Genomic DNA, 14,371 nt, shown 5'->3' with positions numbered 1-14,371 from the left:
CTTGTTCTTATTCAGGGGAGCATGGTGAGCCCGAAACGATCACCGAGCATACACAAGCCAAAGGCCATCCCACACTGCCCTGGTTCATAAAAATACTGAAAAAACGCGGATCCAATTGCGCGCCGGCCACCGTAACCGAGCCCCGCCGATGCTTACGGGCGCTGACTGACCGGTCGTCCGCAGGCGGTGTTTTGTCGGCCAATGCAAAGCTCGGTTTGCCCGAGGTGGCGCCGCACCCTAGAATGCCTCGATGCGCGATGATCTCTCCCTTCTGCTGAACTCCCTAAACGATGCCCAACGCCAGGCAGTTGCTGCCTCCGTGGGCCGTCAATTGGTCCTGGCCGGTGCCGGCTCCGGCAAGACCCGAGTGCTGGTGCACCGTATCGCCTGGTTGATCCAGGTCGAGAACGCCTCGCCCCATTCGATCCTGTCGGTCACCTTTACCAACAAGGCTGCCGCCGAGATGCGCCATCGCATCGAACAGTTGATGGGCATCAACCCGGCTGGCATGTGGGTCGGTACGTTCCACGGCCTGGCCCATCGCCTGTTGCGCGCCCATTGGCAGGAAGCCGGCCTGAGCCAGACCTTCCAGATCCTGGACAGCGACGATCAACAACGGTTGGTCAAGCGCGTGATTCGCGAACTTGGGTTGGACGAACAACGCTGGCCCGCCCGCCAGGCTCAGTGGTTCATCAATGGTCAGAAGGACGAAGGCCTGCGCCCGCAGCATATCCAGGCCAGCGGTGACCTGTTCCTGGCAACCATGCGCAGCATCTACGAAGCCTACGAGGCGGCCTGCCAGCGTGCGGGGGTTATCGACTTCTCGGAACTGTTGCTGCGGGCGCTGGACCTGTGGCGTGACCACCCGGGGCTGCTGGAGCATTACCAGAGGCGCTTCCGGCATGTCCTGGTGGACGAATTTCAAGACACCAACGCCGTTCAATACGCGTGGTTGCGCTTGCTCGCCAAGGGCGGCGACAGCCTGATGGTCGTGGGCGACGACGACCAGTCGATCTACGGCTGGCGTGGCGCCAAGATCGAGAACATCCACCAATACTCGGCGGACTTTCCCGACGCCGAGGTGATTCGCCTGGAACAGAACTACCGCTCCACCGCTGGCATCCTCAAGGCCGCCAACGCCCTGATCGCCAACAACACCGGTCGCCTGGGCAAGGAGTTGTGGACCGAGGGCAACGAAGGCGAGGCGATCAATCTCTACGCCGCATTCAACGAACACGACGAGGCCCGCTATGTGGTGGAAACCATCGAGAGCGCGTTGAAAACCGGCCTGGCCCGCAGCGACATCGCCATCCTTTATCGCTCCAACGCCCAGTCGCGAGTGCTTGAAGAGGCCTTGCTTCGCGAACGGATCCCTTACCGTATCTATGGCGGCCAGCGCTTCTTTGAACGCGCCGAAATCAAGAACGCCATGGCCTACCTGCGCCTGATCGAAGGACGAGGCAACGACGCGGCCCTGGAGCGGGTAATCAATGTGCCGACGCGGGGCATCGGCGAGAAAACCGTCGAGGCGATTCGCGACCATGCCCGTCACAGCCATGTGTCGATGTGGGAAGCCATGCGCCAGCTGGTGGACAACAAAGGCGTCACCGGCCGTGCCGCCGGCGCCCTGAAGGCTTTCATGGACCTGATAGAAGACCTGGCCGCCAAATGCGGGGAAATGCCCCTTCACTTGATGACCCAGACCGTCATCGAGCAGTCCGGCCTGATTGCCTACCATGAAGCTGAAAAAGGCGAGAAAGGCCAGGCCCGGGTGGAAAACCTTGAGGAACTGGTCAGCGCTGCGCGCAACTTCGAAAACACCGAAGAAGATGAAGACCTGTCGCCGTTGTCGGCCTTCCTCGGCCACGCCTCCCTGGAGGCCGGCGACACCCAGGCGGACGAGCATGAAGACAGTATTCAGCTCATGACCCTGCATAGCGCCAAGGGCCTGGAATTCCCCTACGTCTTCCTGGTGGGTATGGAAGAAGGTCTGTTTCCCCACAAGATGAGCCTGGAAGAGCCCGGACGCCTGGAAGAGGAACGGCGCCTGGCTTATGTCGGCATCACGCGTGCCATGCAGAACCTGGTGATGACCTACGCTGAAACCCGTCGTTTGTATGGCAGCGAGACCTACAACAAAGTGTCGCGATTCGTACGTGAAGTGCCGAAGGGTCTGATCCAGGAAGTGCGTCTTTCCAACAGTGTCAGTCGACCGTTCGGCGGCAGTCAGCAACAAGGCACCAGCAGCCTGTTTGGCGGCAGCGACATCCCGGAAACCGGATTCAGCCTGGGCCAGGCCGTCCGACATTCGGTATTCGGCGAAGGCGTGATTCTCAACTTCGAAGGCGCCGGTGCCCAGGCTCGGGTCCAAGTCAACTTCAGCGAAGGCAGCAAATGGCTGATGCTGGGGTATGCCAAGTTGGAAGCGATCTAAAAGCCTCGGTAATCCCCTTTGTAGGAGCGAGCTTGCTCGCTCCCACAATCACTCTGGAAACATTAAATATTTTCGATAGAACTTGTTCACCTTTCCTACAGCCCAAAGCGAACAAGGCTCCTTGCGCGAGCCGAACCTGAACCTTGGCTGTCACGCAAAAGCCCGAAACACTCTGCTGCTAGCCAGCAACAGTTCACCTGTGCAACATGGCGCGCGTGCTATCCACAAATGGGAATGCCTTTATATGAAACGTTTTCTTAGCATCGCCATGGCGTTGTGCATCGGCCTGACGATGGCCATCGACGCCAATGCCGCCAAGCGTTTTGGCGGTGGTAAAAGTTCGGGCGCAGCCCCGACTCATCAGACCAGCCAGATGGCGCCGACGTCTGCCGCCGGGTCCACTGCCGCCACCGCGGGCGCGGCAGGTGCTGCTGGCGCGGCCACCAAGGCCAGCGGCGCTTCGCGCTGGCTCGGCCCCCTGGCCGGTATCGCGGCCGGTGGTTTGCTCGCTTCCATGTTCATGGGCGACGGCTTCCAGGGCATGCAGATCTTCGACATCCTGATCATGGCGGTCATTGCCTTCCTGGTCTTCCGTTTCATCGCAGCCCGTCGTCGCAAGCAGCAGGAGCAATTCGCTCCGGCCGGCCATGCGCCGATGCAGCGTGAAGTGTTCAACCAACAACCTGCCGGTGGCTCGATCTTCGGTGGCGCGGCTGCTCCAGTGGCGCGCCCGGTGATCAACGCACCTGCCTGGTTCAACGAAGAACGCTTCATCGAAGCGGCACGCAGCCATTTCATGTCCCTGCAGCAGCATTGGGACGCAAACGAAATGGACAAGATCGCCGAGTTCGTCACCCCGCAATTGCTGGAGTTCCTCAAGCGCGAGCGGGCCGAGTTGGGTGATGGCTATCAGTCCACCTACATCGACAACCTCCAGATACAACTCGAAGGCGTCGACGATCGCGCCGACAAGACTATCGCCACCCTGACCTTCGTCGGCGTGTCGAAAGACTCTCGCTTCGACCAAGGTGAAGCGTTCAGCGAAAGCTGGAACATGGAACGTGCCCAAGGCGAAAACCAGCCTTGGCTGGTCGCAGGTATCCGCCAGAACGGTTGAACCTTTGCGCGTTTCGCAGGTTGAAATAAAAGAACCCCGGCACTTGCCGGGGTTTTCTATTTCGCGGTTGCATCTACAGCGGGCTACTGTATAAACCGCCCTATAAAACCGCGCCATCGAGAAAGAGGATCCCGGACGTGGAAGAAATCATCGAACAATTACGCGAAGCCAACGAACCCGTACCGGTTCCATTGGAATTGCCCGACGAAGACTTGCTGGTGGAAATCGAAGAGCAGCTGTTCATCGATATTCCGTTCGTGTTCCGGGAGTTTTTGCTCACCGTCAGCGATGTCGTCTACGGCAGCCTGGAGCCGGTGACCGTTACCGATCCGCAGTCCCATACCTACCTGCCGGATGTGGCCGCCAATGCCTGGGATGCCGGTGTTGATCGAAGCCTGATTCCGATCTGCCAGGACGGCGATGACTACTACTGTGTCGAGGAAGACGGCACGGTAGTGCTATGGCAGGCAGAAGAGGAGCTGATCGCCGAGGAAACGTGGGAATCGGTATGGCACTGGGCAAGGGATGTCTGGTTGGAAAGTTGATGCTCTAGCGTCCGGCGCTGATCAATGCCCGGACGATCCCTTGTGATTGTCCAGCGTTTCGAGCAAGGCCACCTGCATTCGTGTATGCAGGCGGACAAACCAGCGCCAAAGCAGGGCCGCCAAGGCAATCGCGACCACTGCGATCCATACCAGCAGCTTGTTGGTCGGCAAGATACTGGCTGACAAGGCTGCCAGCAGCAGGAAAATCACCAGCAGCGAAAGGAGCGGAATCACTTCGGCGATCACGCGACGCACGCGCTGGGTGTGGCGGCCGGCCATCTCCGGCTTTACACCCATTTCCGCCAGCAGCATCGACAACGCCTTGAGCTTGCGGTACGCCGCGATCAGGAACGGTAGCGACAGGAACAGCGAGCCGCCCCAGATCAACGCTTTCTGCCAGCTCGGATCGCTGATCCAGTCTTGCAGATAGGCAGACACTCGTTCGGCAAAATACCCCCCCGAGACAAAAATCGCGATCACCAATGCCAGGTTGACACCCACCTGCAGCATGATGCGCCTGATGATGGAAGCCAGCATGGCTCCCTCACCCTGTGGCTGGATGCTGCGCAACCATTCTCCATACATGCCCAGCACGCGCGTCAATCGCTGCGGCATTGCCGACGCCAATCTGACCGACAGCGGATCAGCGGCCCGAATCAGATAAGGGGTCGACAATGTCGTGAGCACCGAGACAGCCACAGCGACCGGATAAAGGAAATCGCTGGTCACCTGCAGGGTCATCCCCAACGAAGCGATAATGAAAGAAAATTCGCCAATCTGTGAAAGCCCCATCCCGACTCGTAGAGAGGTGCGTCCATCATTTCCGGCGATAAAGGCGCCGAGACCACAAGAAAATATCTTGCCCAATACCACCGCGCAGGTAATGACTGCGATCGGCCACGCATATTGAAGCACAATGGCCGGATCGAGCATCAGCCCGATAGCCACGAAAAATATCGCGCTGAACAGATCGCGCACAGGCTCCACCAATCGCTCGATCTTCAGCAATTGTCGAGACTCGGCCATGATTGCACCGATCAGGAACGCCCCAAGCACCATGCTGTATTCCAGCTTTACCACCAGCAGGCAGAAGCCGAAACAAAGCCCCAGTACGGTAATCAACAACATCTCGTTGCTGTCGAACTTCGCCACGTACGCCAGCAATCGCGGCACCAGCAGGATGCCGACGACCAACGCCACGATCATGAACAGCGACAGCTTGCCGACCGTGGAAAACACCTCGCTGGAGCTTACGGTGCCGCTGACAGCGATGCTCGACAGTAAAGCGATGATACCGATGCCGAGGATGTCCTCGACGATCAATACCCCGAAGATCAACTGCGCAAAGCGCTCGTTTTTCATCTTCAGGTCATTCAAGGCTTTGACAATAATCGTGGTTGAGGAAATCGCGAGGATCGCGCCGAGAAACAGCGAGTCCATGGCGCTCCAGTCGAACCAGCGACCAATTTCATAGCCGATCCATATCATCAATACGATCTCTAGGAACGCAGCGATAAACGCCGTGGCTCCCACCTTGAACAGTTTGCGCAGGCTGAACTCCAGGCCCAGGGAGAACATGAGGAAGATCACGCCGAGCTCGGCCAGGGTCTTGATCGTTTCTTCATCGTGAATGAAGCCGAACGGCGGCGTATGCGGGCCGATGATAAAGCCGGCGACAATGTAGCCCAGCACCACCGGTTGCTTGAAACGATGGAACAGTACGGTGACCAACCCGGCCGCCAGCAATATGATCGCCAGGTCTTGAATGAAACTGATGGCGTGCATTGTGGGGCTCCTTGTCGAAACGACTCCAGGTGAAGTCGGGTACGTCCGTTTCTTTTGTAGGAATACCCGGCATGACGGGTTTTTTGCAGGTTAACACCGGGACTTCTTACGAAAAGACGGTGCAATATATGGAAACAGATCCACCCAAGCGTGACGGCAAGTCGTGGCGCAGCGTCCCGATATGAGTGGTTTGAACCCGCTAACCACATTCCAGCGCCCGCAGAGGCGCGCCCTCGAATCTGCTGCCTTGAACCGTGAGAACGTTATGGAACCCGGAAACGCCCAGCTGTCGATGACGGTGTTGATGACCCCCGATATGGCCAACTTCTCTGGCAATGTCCATGGCGGCACCTTGCTCAAGTACCTGGATGAGGTGGCCTACGCTTGTGCCAGCCGCTATGCCGGCCGATACGTGGTGACATTGTCGGTAGACCAGGTGATTTTTCGCGAGCCGATTCATGTCGGCGAGTTGGTTACCTTCCTGGCGTCGGTGAACTACACCGGCAATACCTCGATGGAAGTGGGCATCAAAGTCGTGACCGAGAACATTCGTGAGCGCTCGGTTCGCCATACCAATAGCTGCTTCTTCACCATGGTAGCGGTGGATGACCAGCGCAAGCCCGCGCCCGTCCCGCCGCTGCAACCGCAGAACAGCGAAGAGAAGCGCCGCTACGAACAAGCGCAGCAACGTCGCCAGATTCGCCAGGAACTGGAGAGGCGTTATCAGGAAATCAAGGCGGACGGGCCGTAACCCGCCGCCGAAATCAAGGTGGGATCGAGCTCGCTCCCACAGCGATCAAAGGCTGATCGGCATGGCCTCGAATCGCACGCGCGGATGGGCAATACGGTCCTGGGCGCGGACCAGCTGCAATTCGTAGCTTGCACACGCCTGGGTTTCCAACAGCACCTCATGCACGGCCGCAGCGGTGAATTCAAAGGCTGCCGACAGGCTGTCTCCCAACAGTATCCGCGCCAGGAACAGCCCCGACGTCAGGTCGCCGACTCCGACCGGTTGGCGGGGGAACGCCAGCAATGGACGGCGCAAGTGCCAGCTGCCTTCAGCCGTGACCAACAGCATCTCGAAGCTGTCTTCGGGCTTGCCGGGATAAGCCAGGTGCTTGACCAGCACGACTTTCGGGCCACGGGCCAACAGCGCACGGGCCATCGCCAGGCAGTCGAGTAGTGATTGCGCCTTGCGGCCGGAAAAACTGTCCAGCTCCAGCTGGTTAGGACACATGATGTCAGCCACGGCAGCGGCCTCTTCCAGCAGGAACCTGCCCACCTCGGGCGCGACAATGCAACCCTTCTCCGCATGCCCCATGACCGGGTCGCACAGATACAACGCCTTGGGATTACAACGCTTGATGCGCGCCACACCCGACAGGATCGCCTGTCCCTGGGCTGCGCTACCCAGATAACCGGACAGCACCGCGTCGCAATTGCCCAGCTCGCCAATGGCCGCGATACCCTCTACCAACAGCGGTATCTGGTCCGGCGGGAGCACTTCACCGGCCCACTGCCCGTATTGGGTGTGATTGGAAAACTGCACGGTGTTGAGCGGCCACACGTTTACGCCGACCCGCTGCATCGCAAACACGGCGGCGCTGTTGCCGGCATGGCCGAATATCACGTGGGACTGTATGGCAAGCAGATGGGGCGTGCGTTTCATGCGGGAAATGTCCGTAAAACGATTGAAATTCAAGCCGCGCAGTATGCGACTAAACGCAGCCTGTACGACAGACCGGCGACACAGTTAAGCTGACGGCAACTTGTTGGAGCTCTTCGTTCATGCTGACCCTTGGAAACATTTTCGTGCTGATGCTGCTGGCTACCGGCGGCGCCTGGCTGTGGCACAACCATGGCTTGCGCGAACGAGCCTTGGCGAGGGTCATGCAACATTGCGCCAACCTGAAGATCGAGCTGCTGGACGGCAACGTGGCGCTGCGAAAGATCGGATTCGTCAAGGACGCCAACGGACGGCGGCGCCTGGCACGTATCTATAATTTCGAATTCACAGTGACGGGCGAGACCCGTCATACCGGCACCATCACTCAGTTCGGTGCCCACAGCGCGCATATCGAACTGGCTCCCTACCCGATGCCCTTCGAAGAGGCCCCGCCCACGCCAGTTGAGCCGGAGCAGACCCGGCCCAGGGCTGAAGTCATCGAACTGAGCCAGTGGCGTCAGGAGCACAACAAATGGAAGCCTTGAAGCAAAGCTGATTCAGGTGCACCGAGCAATCAACAGACCCGTTTGCAGGCGATCAATGTCTTGCGGCTGGTCGAATATCAGCTCGATCCGCGAGTCTTCGCGCCATTCACTGGCTTGCCATTGCAGTGCCGCCGCTTCCAATGCATTGGCGGAAACCCAACCGTCGGCACTGTGGATAACCATCTTCGCGCGCTTCCAGTGATGATCTGTTAGCCAATGCGTAAGCGCCGCTGTGTCGAATTGCTGGCTGGGGTGCCAGCGCCAGCCGATACTCCAGCCGCCCTCCTGCTGCTGATACAGGCGGATCGGCACCGCCGGGTCGGTCCATATGGCCGCCATTCGACCCAGGCTTTTGGGCAGGCTCAAGTTATCCACAGCCTCGCTGCCCCGAGCCGCCAGGCCAGGCAATTGGTCGATCGGCAACGCTGCGTGCTGCGTCCAGTACAGCGTCCGTCCTGGCAGTTGCATCGCCAGCCGTTCCCGGTCGGCTTGCGTAAGGGTCTCGGATTTGTTCAGTACCAGCAGTCCGGCATCCGCCAGGGTTTGTCGCTGCGCATCGGGCAACGGCTTGCCGTCCGCCATCGCCTGGGCATCCAACACCAGCACGCAGGGTTGCACCGCCAGTACACCAAGCCAGGGTGCTTCGTTCAGCTGCCGCACCAACTGCACCGGATGGCCGAGGCCCGAGGGTTCGATAAACAGCCGATCCGGCCGAGCCTTGCGCAGTAGACGCCCAAGACCGATCTGAAACGGCGCGCCGTTGACGCAGCACAAACAACCGCCGGCCACTTCGCCCAGTGCGATACCATCGCCAGCCTGGGTCAGTAACGCGGCATCCAGGCCGATCTGACCGAACTCGTTGATCAGCACCGCCCAGCGCTCGCTGGCCGGGCGCTGGGCCAGAAGATGCCTGATCAGGCTGGTCTTGCCGGCGCCCAAAGAGCCGGCTATGACATGAGTGGGGATGTGCTGCAACATAATCGACGGCTTTCGATGGAGGTGAACATGCGAATGATCGGCTGGTTGTTACTGGCGCTGACGTCGAACCAGGTACTGGCCCAGGCTTGCGTGGTTCACAGCCAGGCGGAGCGGCTCGATGTGAAAGTCTGCCAGCAGAACCGCAACATTCCGCAGAAGCTGTTTGCCGATGGCTTCTGCCAGCCAAACCTGGCCGGCCAGAAGGTCGAGGTGCAATACGTCGATCAGTGCCCCGGCGGCGCGTTCGGCGTTTGCCGCAACGCTCAGGTCGCCAATATGCCTTACCGCCAGGATATTCACTACTACGGCGTGGCGACCGATGCCGCTTACCTGCAGCCATTTTGCGAAGGGCAAAGCCAGGGCACCTGGCTCAAGCCTTAAGCCAACCAGTCCAGCGTGAGAATCAGGCGACGCTCTTACGGGGCGGGTTCCGGTGAGCGGTGGATCAGGCCAAACCCCTCGTTGCCGTGCCATTTCTCGCCTTTAAGCAAGCCGACATCACCGCAACAGAACTGCTCGATCACTTGTGGATCCACCGGTTCGGCCTCAGGTTGCCCCAGGCGCTGGCGATCCATGACGCCCTCCTTGAGCCACTGGCTGCCGACGCCGCCATAGGTGGTCAGCAGCCGCACCGGTACGTGATCAACGTGAAAGCGCGGGCACATGGCCTTGTCCAACGTGCGAAGACGCAGACCGACCCGTTGCGCCCCCAACAGGCAAGCAAATGCGCAAACCAGCCAAGAGACGTCGGCGATAAAGCCTTCATAGCCGTGCAGGTCGCTGAAGCCTGCAGCCAGGCCTCGCAGCGCTGGCTGGGCGTCATCATCCGGCAAGTCGAGCACCCGTGATTCGGTCAATGGCTGGTCCAACGCTAGTACCAGTGCCGCGAAATCGCCGATGTGCGCGGGAAGCTGACGTTGCCAGACCGCCAGGTTGGTGCCGTCGTCCAGGATCTTCGTGAGTATCTCCGGTGTATCGCCTTGGGCCTGCTGTACCTGCAATGCCCTTTTCAGACTCGGCGCCAGCATCACACTGCCGCCTCTTCATGCCATGGGCCGAATGGATCGGACAATAGCCGCCAACTTTCGACACCAAGGGCCAATTCCTCGTCGGTGAGCAGGCAGGCGTCCAATTCGGCGGTGAGTTGACCAAAGTCGATGTCCTGGCCAATAAACACCAGCTCCTGACGGCAATCGCCGGTGGCCACGGACCAGTTCTTCATGATGGCCGCGGTGCTCTCTTGGTCCTGCGGCCATTGGTTTTCTGGTACGAACCGCCACCAGCGCCCGGCAAATCCGTGGCGCATCAGGCCGCCGGCCTGGGACCAGCTCCCCGCCTCCTCAGGTTTGCTGGCCAACCAGAAGAACCCCTTGGAGCGCAGGAGCTTGCCATTTGGCCACGGACGGTCGATGAAGTTGAAGAAACGCTGGGGATGAAACGGCCGACGTGCCCGGTAGGCGGTCGAGGCAATGCCATATTCCTCTGTTTCAGGTACATGCTCACCACGCAGTTCCTGTAGCCAGCCAGGCGCCTGGGCGGCGCGCTCAAAGTCGAAAAGGCCGGTGTCGAGAATACGGCCCAGCGGTACCTGACCCATGACCATTGGAATGATCTGCGCCTGGGCGTTGAGACGCTGCAGAATCGCGGTCAACTCTTCCCGCTCGTGTTGGCTGATCAGGTCGATCTTGCTGATCAGAATCACGTCGGCAAACTCGATCTGTTCGATCAGCAGGTCGGTGATCGAGCGCTCATCGTCCTCGCCCAGAGTTTCCCCCCGTGACGCCAGGCTTTGCGCGGCCTGATAATCCAGCAGGAAATTCACCCCATCGACCACCGTCACCATGGTGTCGAGCCGCGCCACATCGGCCAGGCTTCGGCCCTCCTCGTCACGAAACGTGAAGGTTTCGGCCACTGGCAACGGCTCGGAGATGCCTGTGGATTCGATCAGCAAATAATCGAAGCGCCCTTCCCGGGCAAGTTGCCCGACTTCTTCAAGCAAGTCCTCACGCAACGTGCAACAAATGCATCCGTTGCTCATTTCCACCAGTTTCTCTTCCGACCGGCTCAAGCTGACGTCTCGCTGGACTTCGCTTCCATCGATGTTGATCTCGCTCATATCGTTGACGATGACGGCAACGCGAAGGTCATCCCGATTGCGCAGGACGTGATTAAGCAGGGTACTTTTTCCGGCACCGAGAAATCCGGAAAGCACGGTCACAGGGAGACGCTTGGTCATCAGAGGATCCTCGTTGGGACGCCGTTATTCACGGGGAGTCTTCAGGCATTGGTTCGATGAAAGGTGGTCGATATACATGTTATAGTATAACAGTGCAATCTGACCAAACGATTTCCATGGCCGACACCGTATGCCGAGCTTTTCGAACCTTTTGCCGATAGGACTGTTATTGCTATTTTCAGCGGGTGCTTCGGCTCACCCTCCCACGCCGGCCAGTTGCACGCGCAGCGCCAATCTGCTCGCGTGCGTCGATGCGCAAGGCAATGCCTACAGCGTTTTCACGGCAGGAAATACCTTTTATTTACGAGGTTTTGAGGCTACCGGACGGCGCTATTGGTCCCAGACAAATAGCCGTTATGGTCAGCTGACGTTTTTCACCGGGTTTGCTTCTGATGGCGAAGCCTGGGTTGGATATAGCCGGCGCGTGGGTTGGACCACTATCAATCGCTTTTCCAGCTCCGGCGGGGGCGGTGGCCGGTTTGTATGCGGCCGTATGAGCGGGTGCGAGCGACCGAAACGCTGATGTTTCACGTGGAACGCTGCCCATGAAAAAGCATTCATGAAAAAGGCCTCGTCGCTTTTATAGTTATATTATAACATTAAAGCGAACCTCTTCTGGACCTTCAAGATGAATGCGTTAACTCTGCCAGACGTCGCGGCACAGGCATCTCGCCAGAACTTGCCGCTGGATTGGGTCGGCATGTGCGGCATTGCTGTACCGCTGTTGATTGACGGTCAACGCTTGAGCGCAACTGCTGACGCGGGCGTCAGCCTCGATGATGGCGAAGCTCGTGGCATCCATATGTCACGCTTGTATCGGGCGCTGGAGCCGCTCGAAAACTCCCTACTTTCGCCGTCTCTTTTACGACAGATTTTACAGAGCTTCCTTGATAGCCATGGGGGATTGTCCCGGCGCGCCTCGCTTAGCCTGAAGACGGATCTCATGTACAAACGCTCCGCCTTGATCAGCCCTCTTGCTGGGTGGAAACTGTACCCCACCAAGGTGGACGCTCATTTGGACGATTCGATGTTCCATGTGGAACTTGAGATTCAGGTTCCGTATTCATCCACCTGTCCCTGCTCGGCAGCGCTTGCGCGTCAGCTCATTCAGCAACAATTCATCGAGGATTTTGCAAACAAAGCGCTCGAGCATGCCGACGTGCTCGCTTGGCTGGGCACATCAAAAGGCATCGTCGCTACCCCTCATAGCCAACGCAGCCTCGCCACCTTGAAAGTGCGGCTGAACACCGATATCCGTGAATTACCATGGCTGGCGCTGATCAACGAGGCCGAGGCTGCCCTGGGCACCGCTGTACAAACCGCCGTGAAGCGTGCGGACGAACAAGCCTTTGCCTTGGCCAACGGCCAGAACCTGATGTTCTGTGAAGACGCTGCGCGTCGATTGAACGTCGCGTTGCAAAAGATGCCCTGGATCTCCTCATTTGACGTGCGGGTGGTTCACGCTGAAAGCCTCCATGCCCACGATGCCGTCGCCCAGAGTCACTGGGTCCGGGAGGCCTCATGATTCGTTGCCAAGCCTTGAGATGGGGTGCGCCGGGTCAACCGCTCACGCCCCCGCTGGACATGGAACGACCTGAAGGCAGCCTGACCGCCATCATCGGCGCCAACGGCTCCGGAAAAAGCAGCCTTTTAAAAGTGCTGGCCGGGTTGCAAAAGCCGCTATCGGGAACAGCCTCATTGAATGTGCCTCGGCGCGGCGGTGTTTCATTCCTGCCCCAGCAACAACACTTGGACCGGCATTTCCCGATCAGCCTGCAAGAGCTGGTTGCAGCAGGCTCATGGGGCCTTCGACAAAATCCAGCGACCCGAAACCAGCGACTCAAGGCCGTCCTGGACGATTGGAATCTAAGCGGCCTCGAACATCGCCCGCTGATGGCTCTGTCGGGTGGTGAGCTACAGCGTTCCCTGCTCGCCCGGTTGAGCTTGGCCGAGGCACCCGTCCTGCTGCTCGACGAGCCTCATGCTGCGCTCGACGAAATGGGCCAGGCGCTGTTGTGGAAACATATTCACCAATGGCACCGAGAAGGTCGGACCTTAATGGTGGTCTGTCACGACCTCGCTGCGGTACATCGGCATGTTCCCCACACCTTGCTGATCAGTCCTACAGGTTGCGCATTGGGTCGCAGCGTCGACTTGATCGAACGGCCTCAGTACACGCAGGTCGCCTGATGCTCAGCGCAACCCACCTATGGCAGCCCTTCCTGGATTTCCTGTTCATGCGCCGGGCGTTGTTGGGCGGTCTGGTACTGGCGTGCAGCACGGCTCCGCTAGGGGTGTTTCTGATTCTGCGGCGGATGAGCCTGATCGGTGATGCCGTGGCTCACGGCATCCTGCCAGGCGCAGCGCTCGGGTTCTGGTTCGCCGGCTTGAGCCTGCCTGCCCTGACCGTCGGAGGCCTGGGGGCCGGCCTGAGCATGGCCGGGCTCGCAGCGTGGATTACCCGCCGCACTGGACTGCGAGAGGACGCCAGCCTGGCGGCGATCTATCCCATATCCCTGGCGGCCGGCGTACTGATTCTCGGCATGGCCGGCAAACGCCTGGACTTGCTGCACCTGTTATTTGGTTCCGCACTGGCAGTAGACAGTCCGACACTCACCGGCATGTTCTGGGTTTGCGCCGCAAGCCTGGGTGCAATGGCGCTGATCTATCGCCCGCTGTTGCTCGATACCCTGGACCCCTTGTTTCTGCGGACAGTCAGTCGTCTGGGTCCGTTGGCCCACGGCGTGTTCCTGACACTTGTGGTGTTGAACCTGGTGATCGGCTTCCAGGCCATCGGAGCACTGATGGTTGTGGGCCTGATGATGTTGCCTGCCGCGGCTTCGCGGTTCTGGAGCCGCCGCCTGCCGACCCTGATGGCTTTGGCCGCACTGTTCGGCTGCCTTTCAGTGTGGCTGGGCCTACTGCTGTCCTTCTACTTCTCGCTGCCCAGCGGACCGGCCATCGTACTGATGGCGGGCGTGCTCTATTTGCTGTCCGTAGTATTCGGTCCGGTGCATGGCTTGCTGCGCCGCCCGCCTTTGCTCACATCCCAATGAGGTTTTGCC

At 59.4% G+C, this 14,371-nt stretch carries 15 protein-coding genes; 10 read left to right on the top strand and 5 right to left on the bottom strand.

The window, feature by feature from the left end; all coding sequences use genetic code 11:
• Positions 1-250 precede the first annotated feature (250 nt).
• The 3 genes from uvrD to ACLK1G_RS14975 all read left to right on the top strand — a co-directional run bounded on the left by uvrD (position 251) and on the right by ACLK1G_RS14975 (position 4,096).
• A complete protein-coding gene (gene uvrD / locus ACLK1G_RS14985) occupies positions 251-2,434 on the top strand; it encodes a DNA helicase II (RefSeq protein WP_420766101.1) in 2,184 nt (727 codons plus the stop codon).
• A 244-nt stretch (positions 2,435-2,678) separates the two neighbouring features.
• A complete protein-coding gene (locus ACLK1G_RS14980; protein ID WP_420766100.1) occupies positions 2,679-3,551 on the top strand; it encodes a Tim44 domain-containing protein in 873 nt (290 codons plus the stop codon).
• 137 nt (positions 3,552-3,688) lie between these two features.
• Positions 3,689-4,096, top strand: a complete 408-nt coding sequence (locus tag ACLK1G_RS14975; protein WP_003187120.1) for an SMI1/KNR4 family protein — start codon at positions 3,689-3,691, stop codon at positions 4,094-4,096.
• A gap of 21 nt (positions 4,097-4,117) precedes the next feature.
• On the opposite strand, the gene ACLK1G_RS14970 is transcribed toward ACLK1G_RS14975, so the two are convergent.
• A complete protein-coding gene (locus ACLK1G_RS14970; RefSeq protein WP_420766099.1) occupies positions 4,118-5,881 on the bottom strand; it encodes a cation:proton antiporter in 1,764 nt (587 codons plus the stop codon).
• Positions 5,882-6,146: 265 nt separating this feature from the next.
• On the opposite strand from ACLK1G_RS14970, the gene ACLK1G_RS14965 reads away from it, so the two are divergent.
• Complete coding sequence (locus ACLK1G_RS14965) at positions 6,147-6,632, top strand: acyl-CoA thioesterase (protein WP_039593237.1); 486 nt, start codon at positions 6,147-6,149, stop codon at positions 6,630-6,632.
• 45 nt (positions 6,633-6,677) lie between these two features.
• On the opposite strand, the gene pdxY is transcribed toward ACLK1G_RS14965, so the two are convergent.
• On the bottom strand, positions 6,678-7,550 hold the full coding sequence (gene pdxY / locus ACLK1G_RS14960; RefSeq protein ID WP_420766098.1) for a pyridoxal kinase PdxY: 873 nt from the start codon (positions 7,548-7,550) through the stop codon (positions 6,678-6,680).
• A gap of 119 nt (positions 7,551-7,669) precedes the next feature.
• On the opposite strand from pdxY, the gene ACLK1G_RS14955 reads away from it, so the two are divergent.
• Entirely contained in the window at positions 7,670-8,092 is a 423-nt protein-coding gene (locus ACLK1G_RS14955) for a DUF3301 domain-containing protein (RefSeq protein WP_420766097.1), read from the top strand.
• A gap of 12 nt (positions 8,093-8,104) precedes the next feature.
• Here the strand turns inward: ACLK1G_RS14955 and ACLK1G_RS14950 are convergent, their stop codons facing one another.
• Positions 8,105-9,070, bottom strand: coding sequence for a CobW family GTP-binding protein (locus tag ACLK1G_RS14950; RefSeq protein WP_420766096.1), 966 nt, complete (start codon positions 9,068-9,070; stop codon positions 8,105-8,107).
• A gap of 27 nt (positions 9,071-9,097) precedes the next feature.
• On the opposite strand from ACLK1G_RS14950, the gene ACLK1G_RS14945 reads away from it, so the two are divergent.
• Positions 9,098-9,451 (top strand): NADH:ubiquinone oxidoreductase, encoded by a 354-nt coding sequence (locus tag ACLK1G_RS14945; protein WP_420766095.1) that lies wholly within the window; start codon positions 9,098-9,100, stop codon positions 9,449-9,451.
• A 35-nt stretch (positions 9,452-9,486) separates the two neighbouring features.
• On the opposite strand, the gene ACLK1G_RS14940 is transcribed toward ACLK1G_RS14945, so the two are convergent.
• Both ACLK1G_RS14940 and zigA read right to left on the bottom strand, forming a co-directional pair.
• Positions 9,487-10,098, bottom strand: coding sequence for a DUF1826 domain-containing protein (locus ACLK1G_RS14940; RefSeq protein WP_420766094.1), 612 nt, complete (start codon positions 10,096-10,098; stop codon positions 9,487-9,489).
• On the bottom strand, positions 10,098-11,306 hold the full coding sequence (gene zigA, locus ACLK1G_RS14935) for a zinc metallochaperone GTPase ZigA (protein WP_420766093.1): 1,209 nt from the start codon (positions 11,304-11,306) through the stop codon (positions 10,098-10,100). Before zigA ends, ACLK1G_RS14940 begins: the two co-directional genes overlap by 1 nt.
• Before the next feature lie 130 nt (positions 11,307-11,436).
• On the opposite strand from zigA, the gene ACLK1G_RS14930 reads away from it, so the two are divergent.
• From ACLK1G_RS14930 to ACLK1G_RS14915, 4 genes are all read left to right on the top strand, one after another.
• On the top strand, positions 11,437-11,829 hold the full coding sequence (locus ACLK1G_RS14930; RefSeq protein ID WP_420766092.1) for a glutamine synthetase: 393 nt from the start codon (positions 11,437-11,439) through the stop codon (positions 11,827-11,829).
• A 105-nt stretch (positions 11,830-11,934) separates the two neighbouring features.
• A complete protein-coding gene (gene folE2, locus ACLK1G_RS14925; protein WP_420766091.1) occupies positions 11,935-12,831 on the top strand; it encodes a GTP cyclohydrolase FolE2 in 897 nt (298 codons plus the stop codon).
• Positions 12,828-13,496, top strand: coding sequence for a metal ABC transporter ATP-binding protein (locus tag ACLK1G_RS14920; RefSeq protein WP_420766090.1), 669 nt, complete (start codon positions 12,828-12,830; stop codon positions 13,494-13,496). Before folE2 ends, ACLK1G_RS14920 begins: the two co-directional genes overlap by 4 nt.
• A complete protein-coding gene (locus ACLK1G_RS14915) occupies positions 13,496-14,362 on the top strand; it encodes a metal ABC transporter permease (RefSeq protein WP_420766089.1) in 867 nt (288 codons plus the stop codon). Before ACLK1G_RS14920 ends, ACLK1G_RS14915 begins: the two co-directional genes overlap by 1 nt.
• The last annotated feature ends 9 nt before the right edge of the window (positions 14,363-14,371 follow it).

The sequence above is a fragment of the Pseudomonas algeriensis genome (assembly GCF_048847255.1).
Taxonomy (GTDB): Bacteria; Pseudomonadota; Gammaproteobacteria; order Pseudomonadales; family Pseudomonadaceae; genus Aquipseudomonas.
This window is presented reverse-complemented; position numbering and strand designations above follow the sequence as displayed.

Coding starts and splice junctions, on each gene's coding strand:
- uvrD (WP_420766101.1), top strand. CDS start 251: ATGCGCGATGATCTCTCCCTTCTGCTGAACTCCCTAAACGATGCCCAA.
- ACLK1G_RS14980 (WP_420766100.1), top strand. CDS start 2,679: ATGAAACGTTTTCTTAGCATCGCCATGGCGTTGTGCATCGGCCTGACG.
- ACLK1G_RS14970 (WP_420766099.1), bottom strand. CDS start 5,881: ATGCACGCCATCAGTTTCATTCAAGACCTGGCGATCATATTGCTGGCG.
- ACLK1G_RS14965 (WP_039593237.1), top strand. CDS start 6,147: ATGGAACCCGGAAACGCCCAGCTGTCGATGACGGTGTTGATGACCCCC.
- pdxY (WP_420766098.1), bottom strand. CDS start 7,550: ATGAAACGCACGCCCCATCTGCTTGCCATACAGTCCCACGTGATATTC.
- ACLK1G_RS14955 (WP_420766097.1), top strand. CDS start 7,670: ATGCTGACCCTTGGAAACATTTTCGTGCTGATGCTGCTGGCTACCGGC.
- ACLK1G_RS14950 (WP_420766096.1), bottom strand. CDS start 9,070: ATGTTGCAGCACATCCCCACTCATGTCATAGCCGGCTCTTTGGGCGCC.
- ACLK1G_RS14945 (WP_420766095.1), top strand. CDS start 9,098: ATGCGAATGATCGGCTGGTTGTTACTGGCGCTGACGTCGAACCAGGTA.
- ACLK1G_RS14940 (WP_420766094.1), bottom strand. CDS start 10,098: ATGCTGGCGCCGAGTCTGAAAAGGGCATTGCAGGTACAGCAGGCCCAA.
- zigA (WP_420766093.1), bottom strand. CDS start 11,306: ATGACCAAGCGTCTCCCTGTGACCGTGCTTTCCGGATTTCTCGGTGCC.
- ACLK1G_RS14930 (WP_420766092.1), top strand. CDS start 11,437: ATGCCGAGCTTTTCGAACCTTTTGCCGATAGGACTGTTATTGCTATTT.
- folE2 (WP_420766091.1), top strand. CDS start 11,935: ATGAATGCGTTAACTCTGCCAGACGTCGCGGCACAGGCATCTCGCCAG.
- ACLK1G_RS14920 (WP_420766090.1), top strand. CDS start 12,828: ATGATTCGTTGCCAAGCCTTGAGATGGGGTGCGCCGGGTCAACCGCTC.
- ACLK1G_RS14915 (WP_420766089.1), top strand. CDS start 13,496: ATGCTCAGCGCAACCCACCTATGGCAGCCCTTCCTGGATTTCCTGTTC.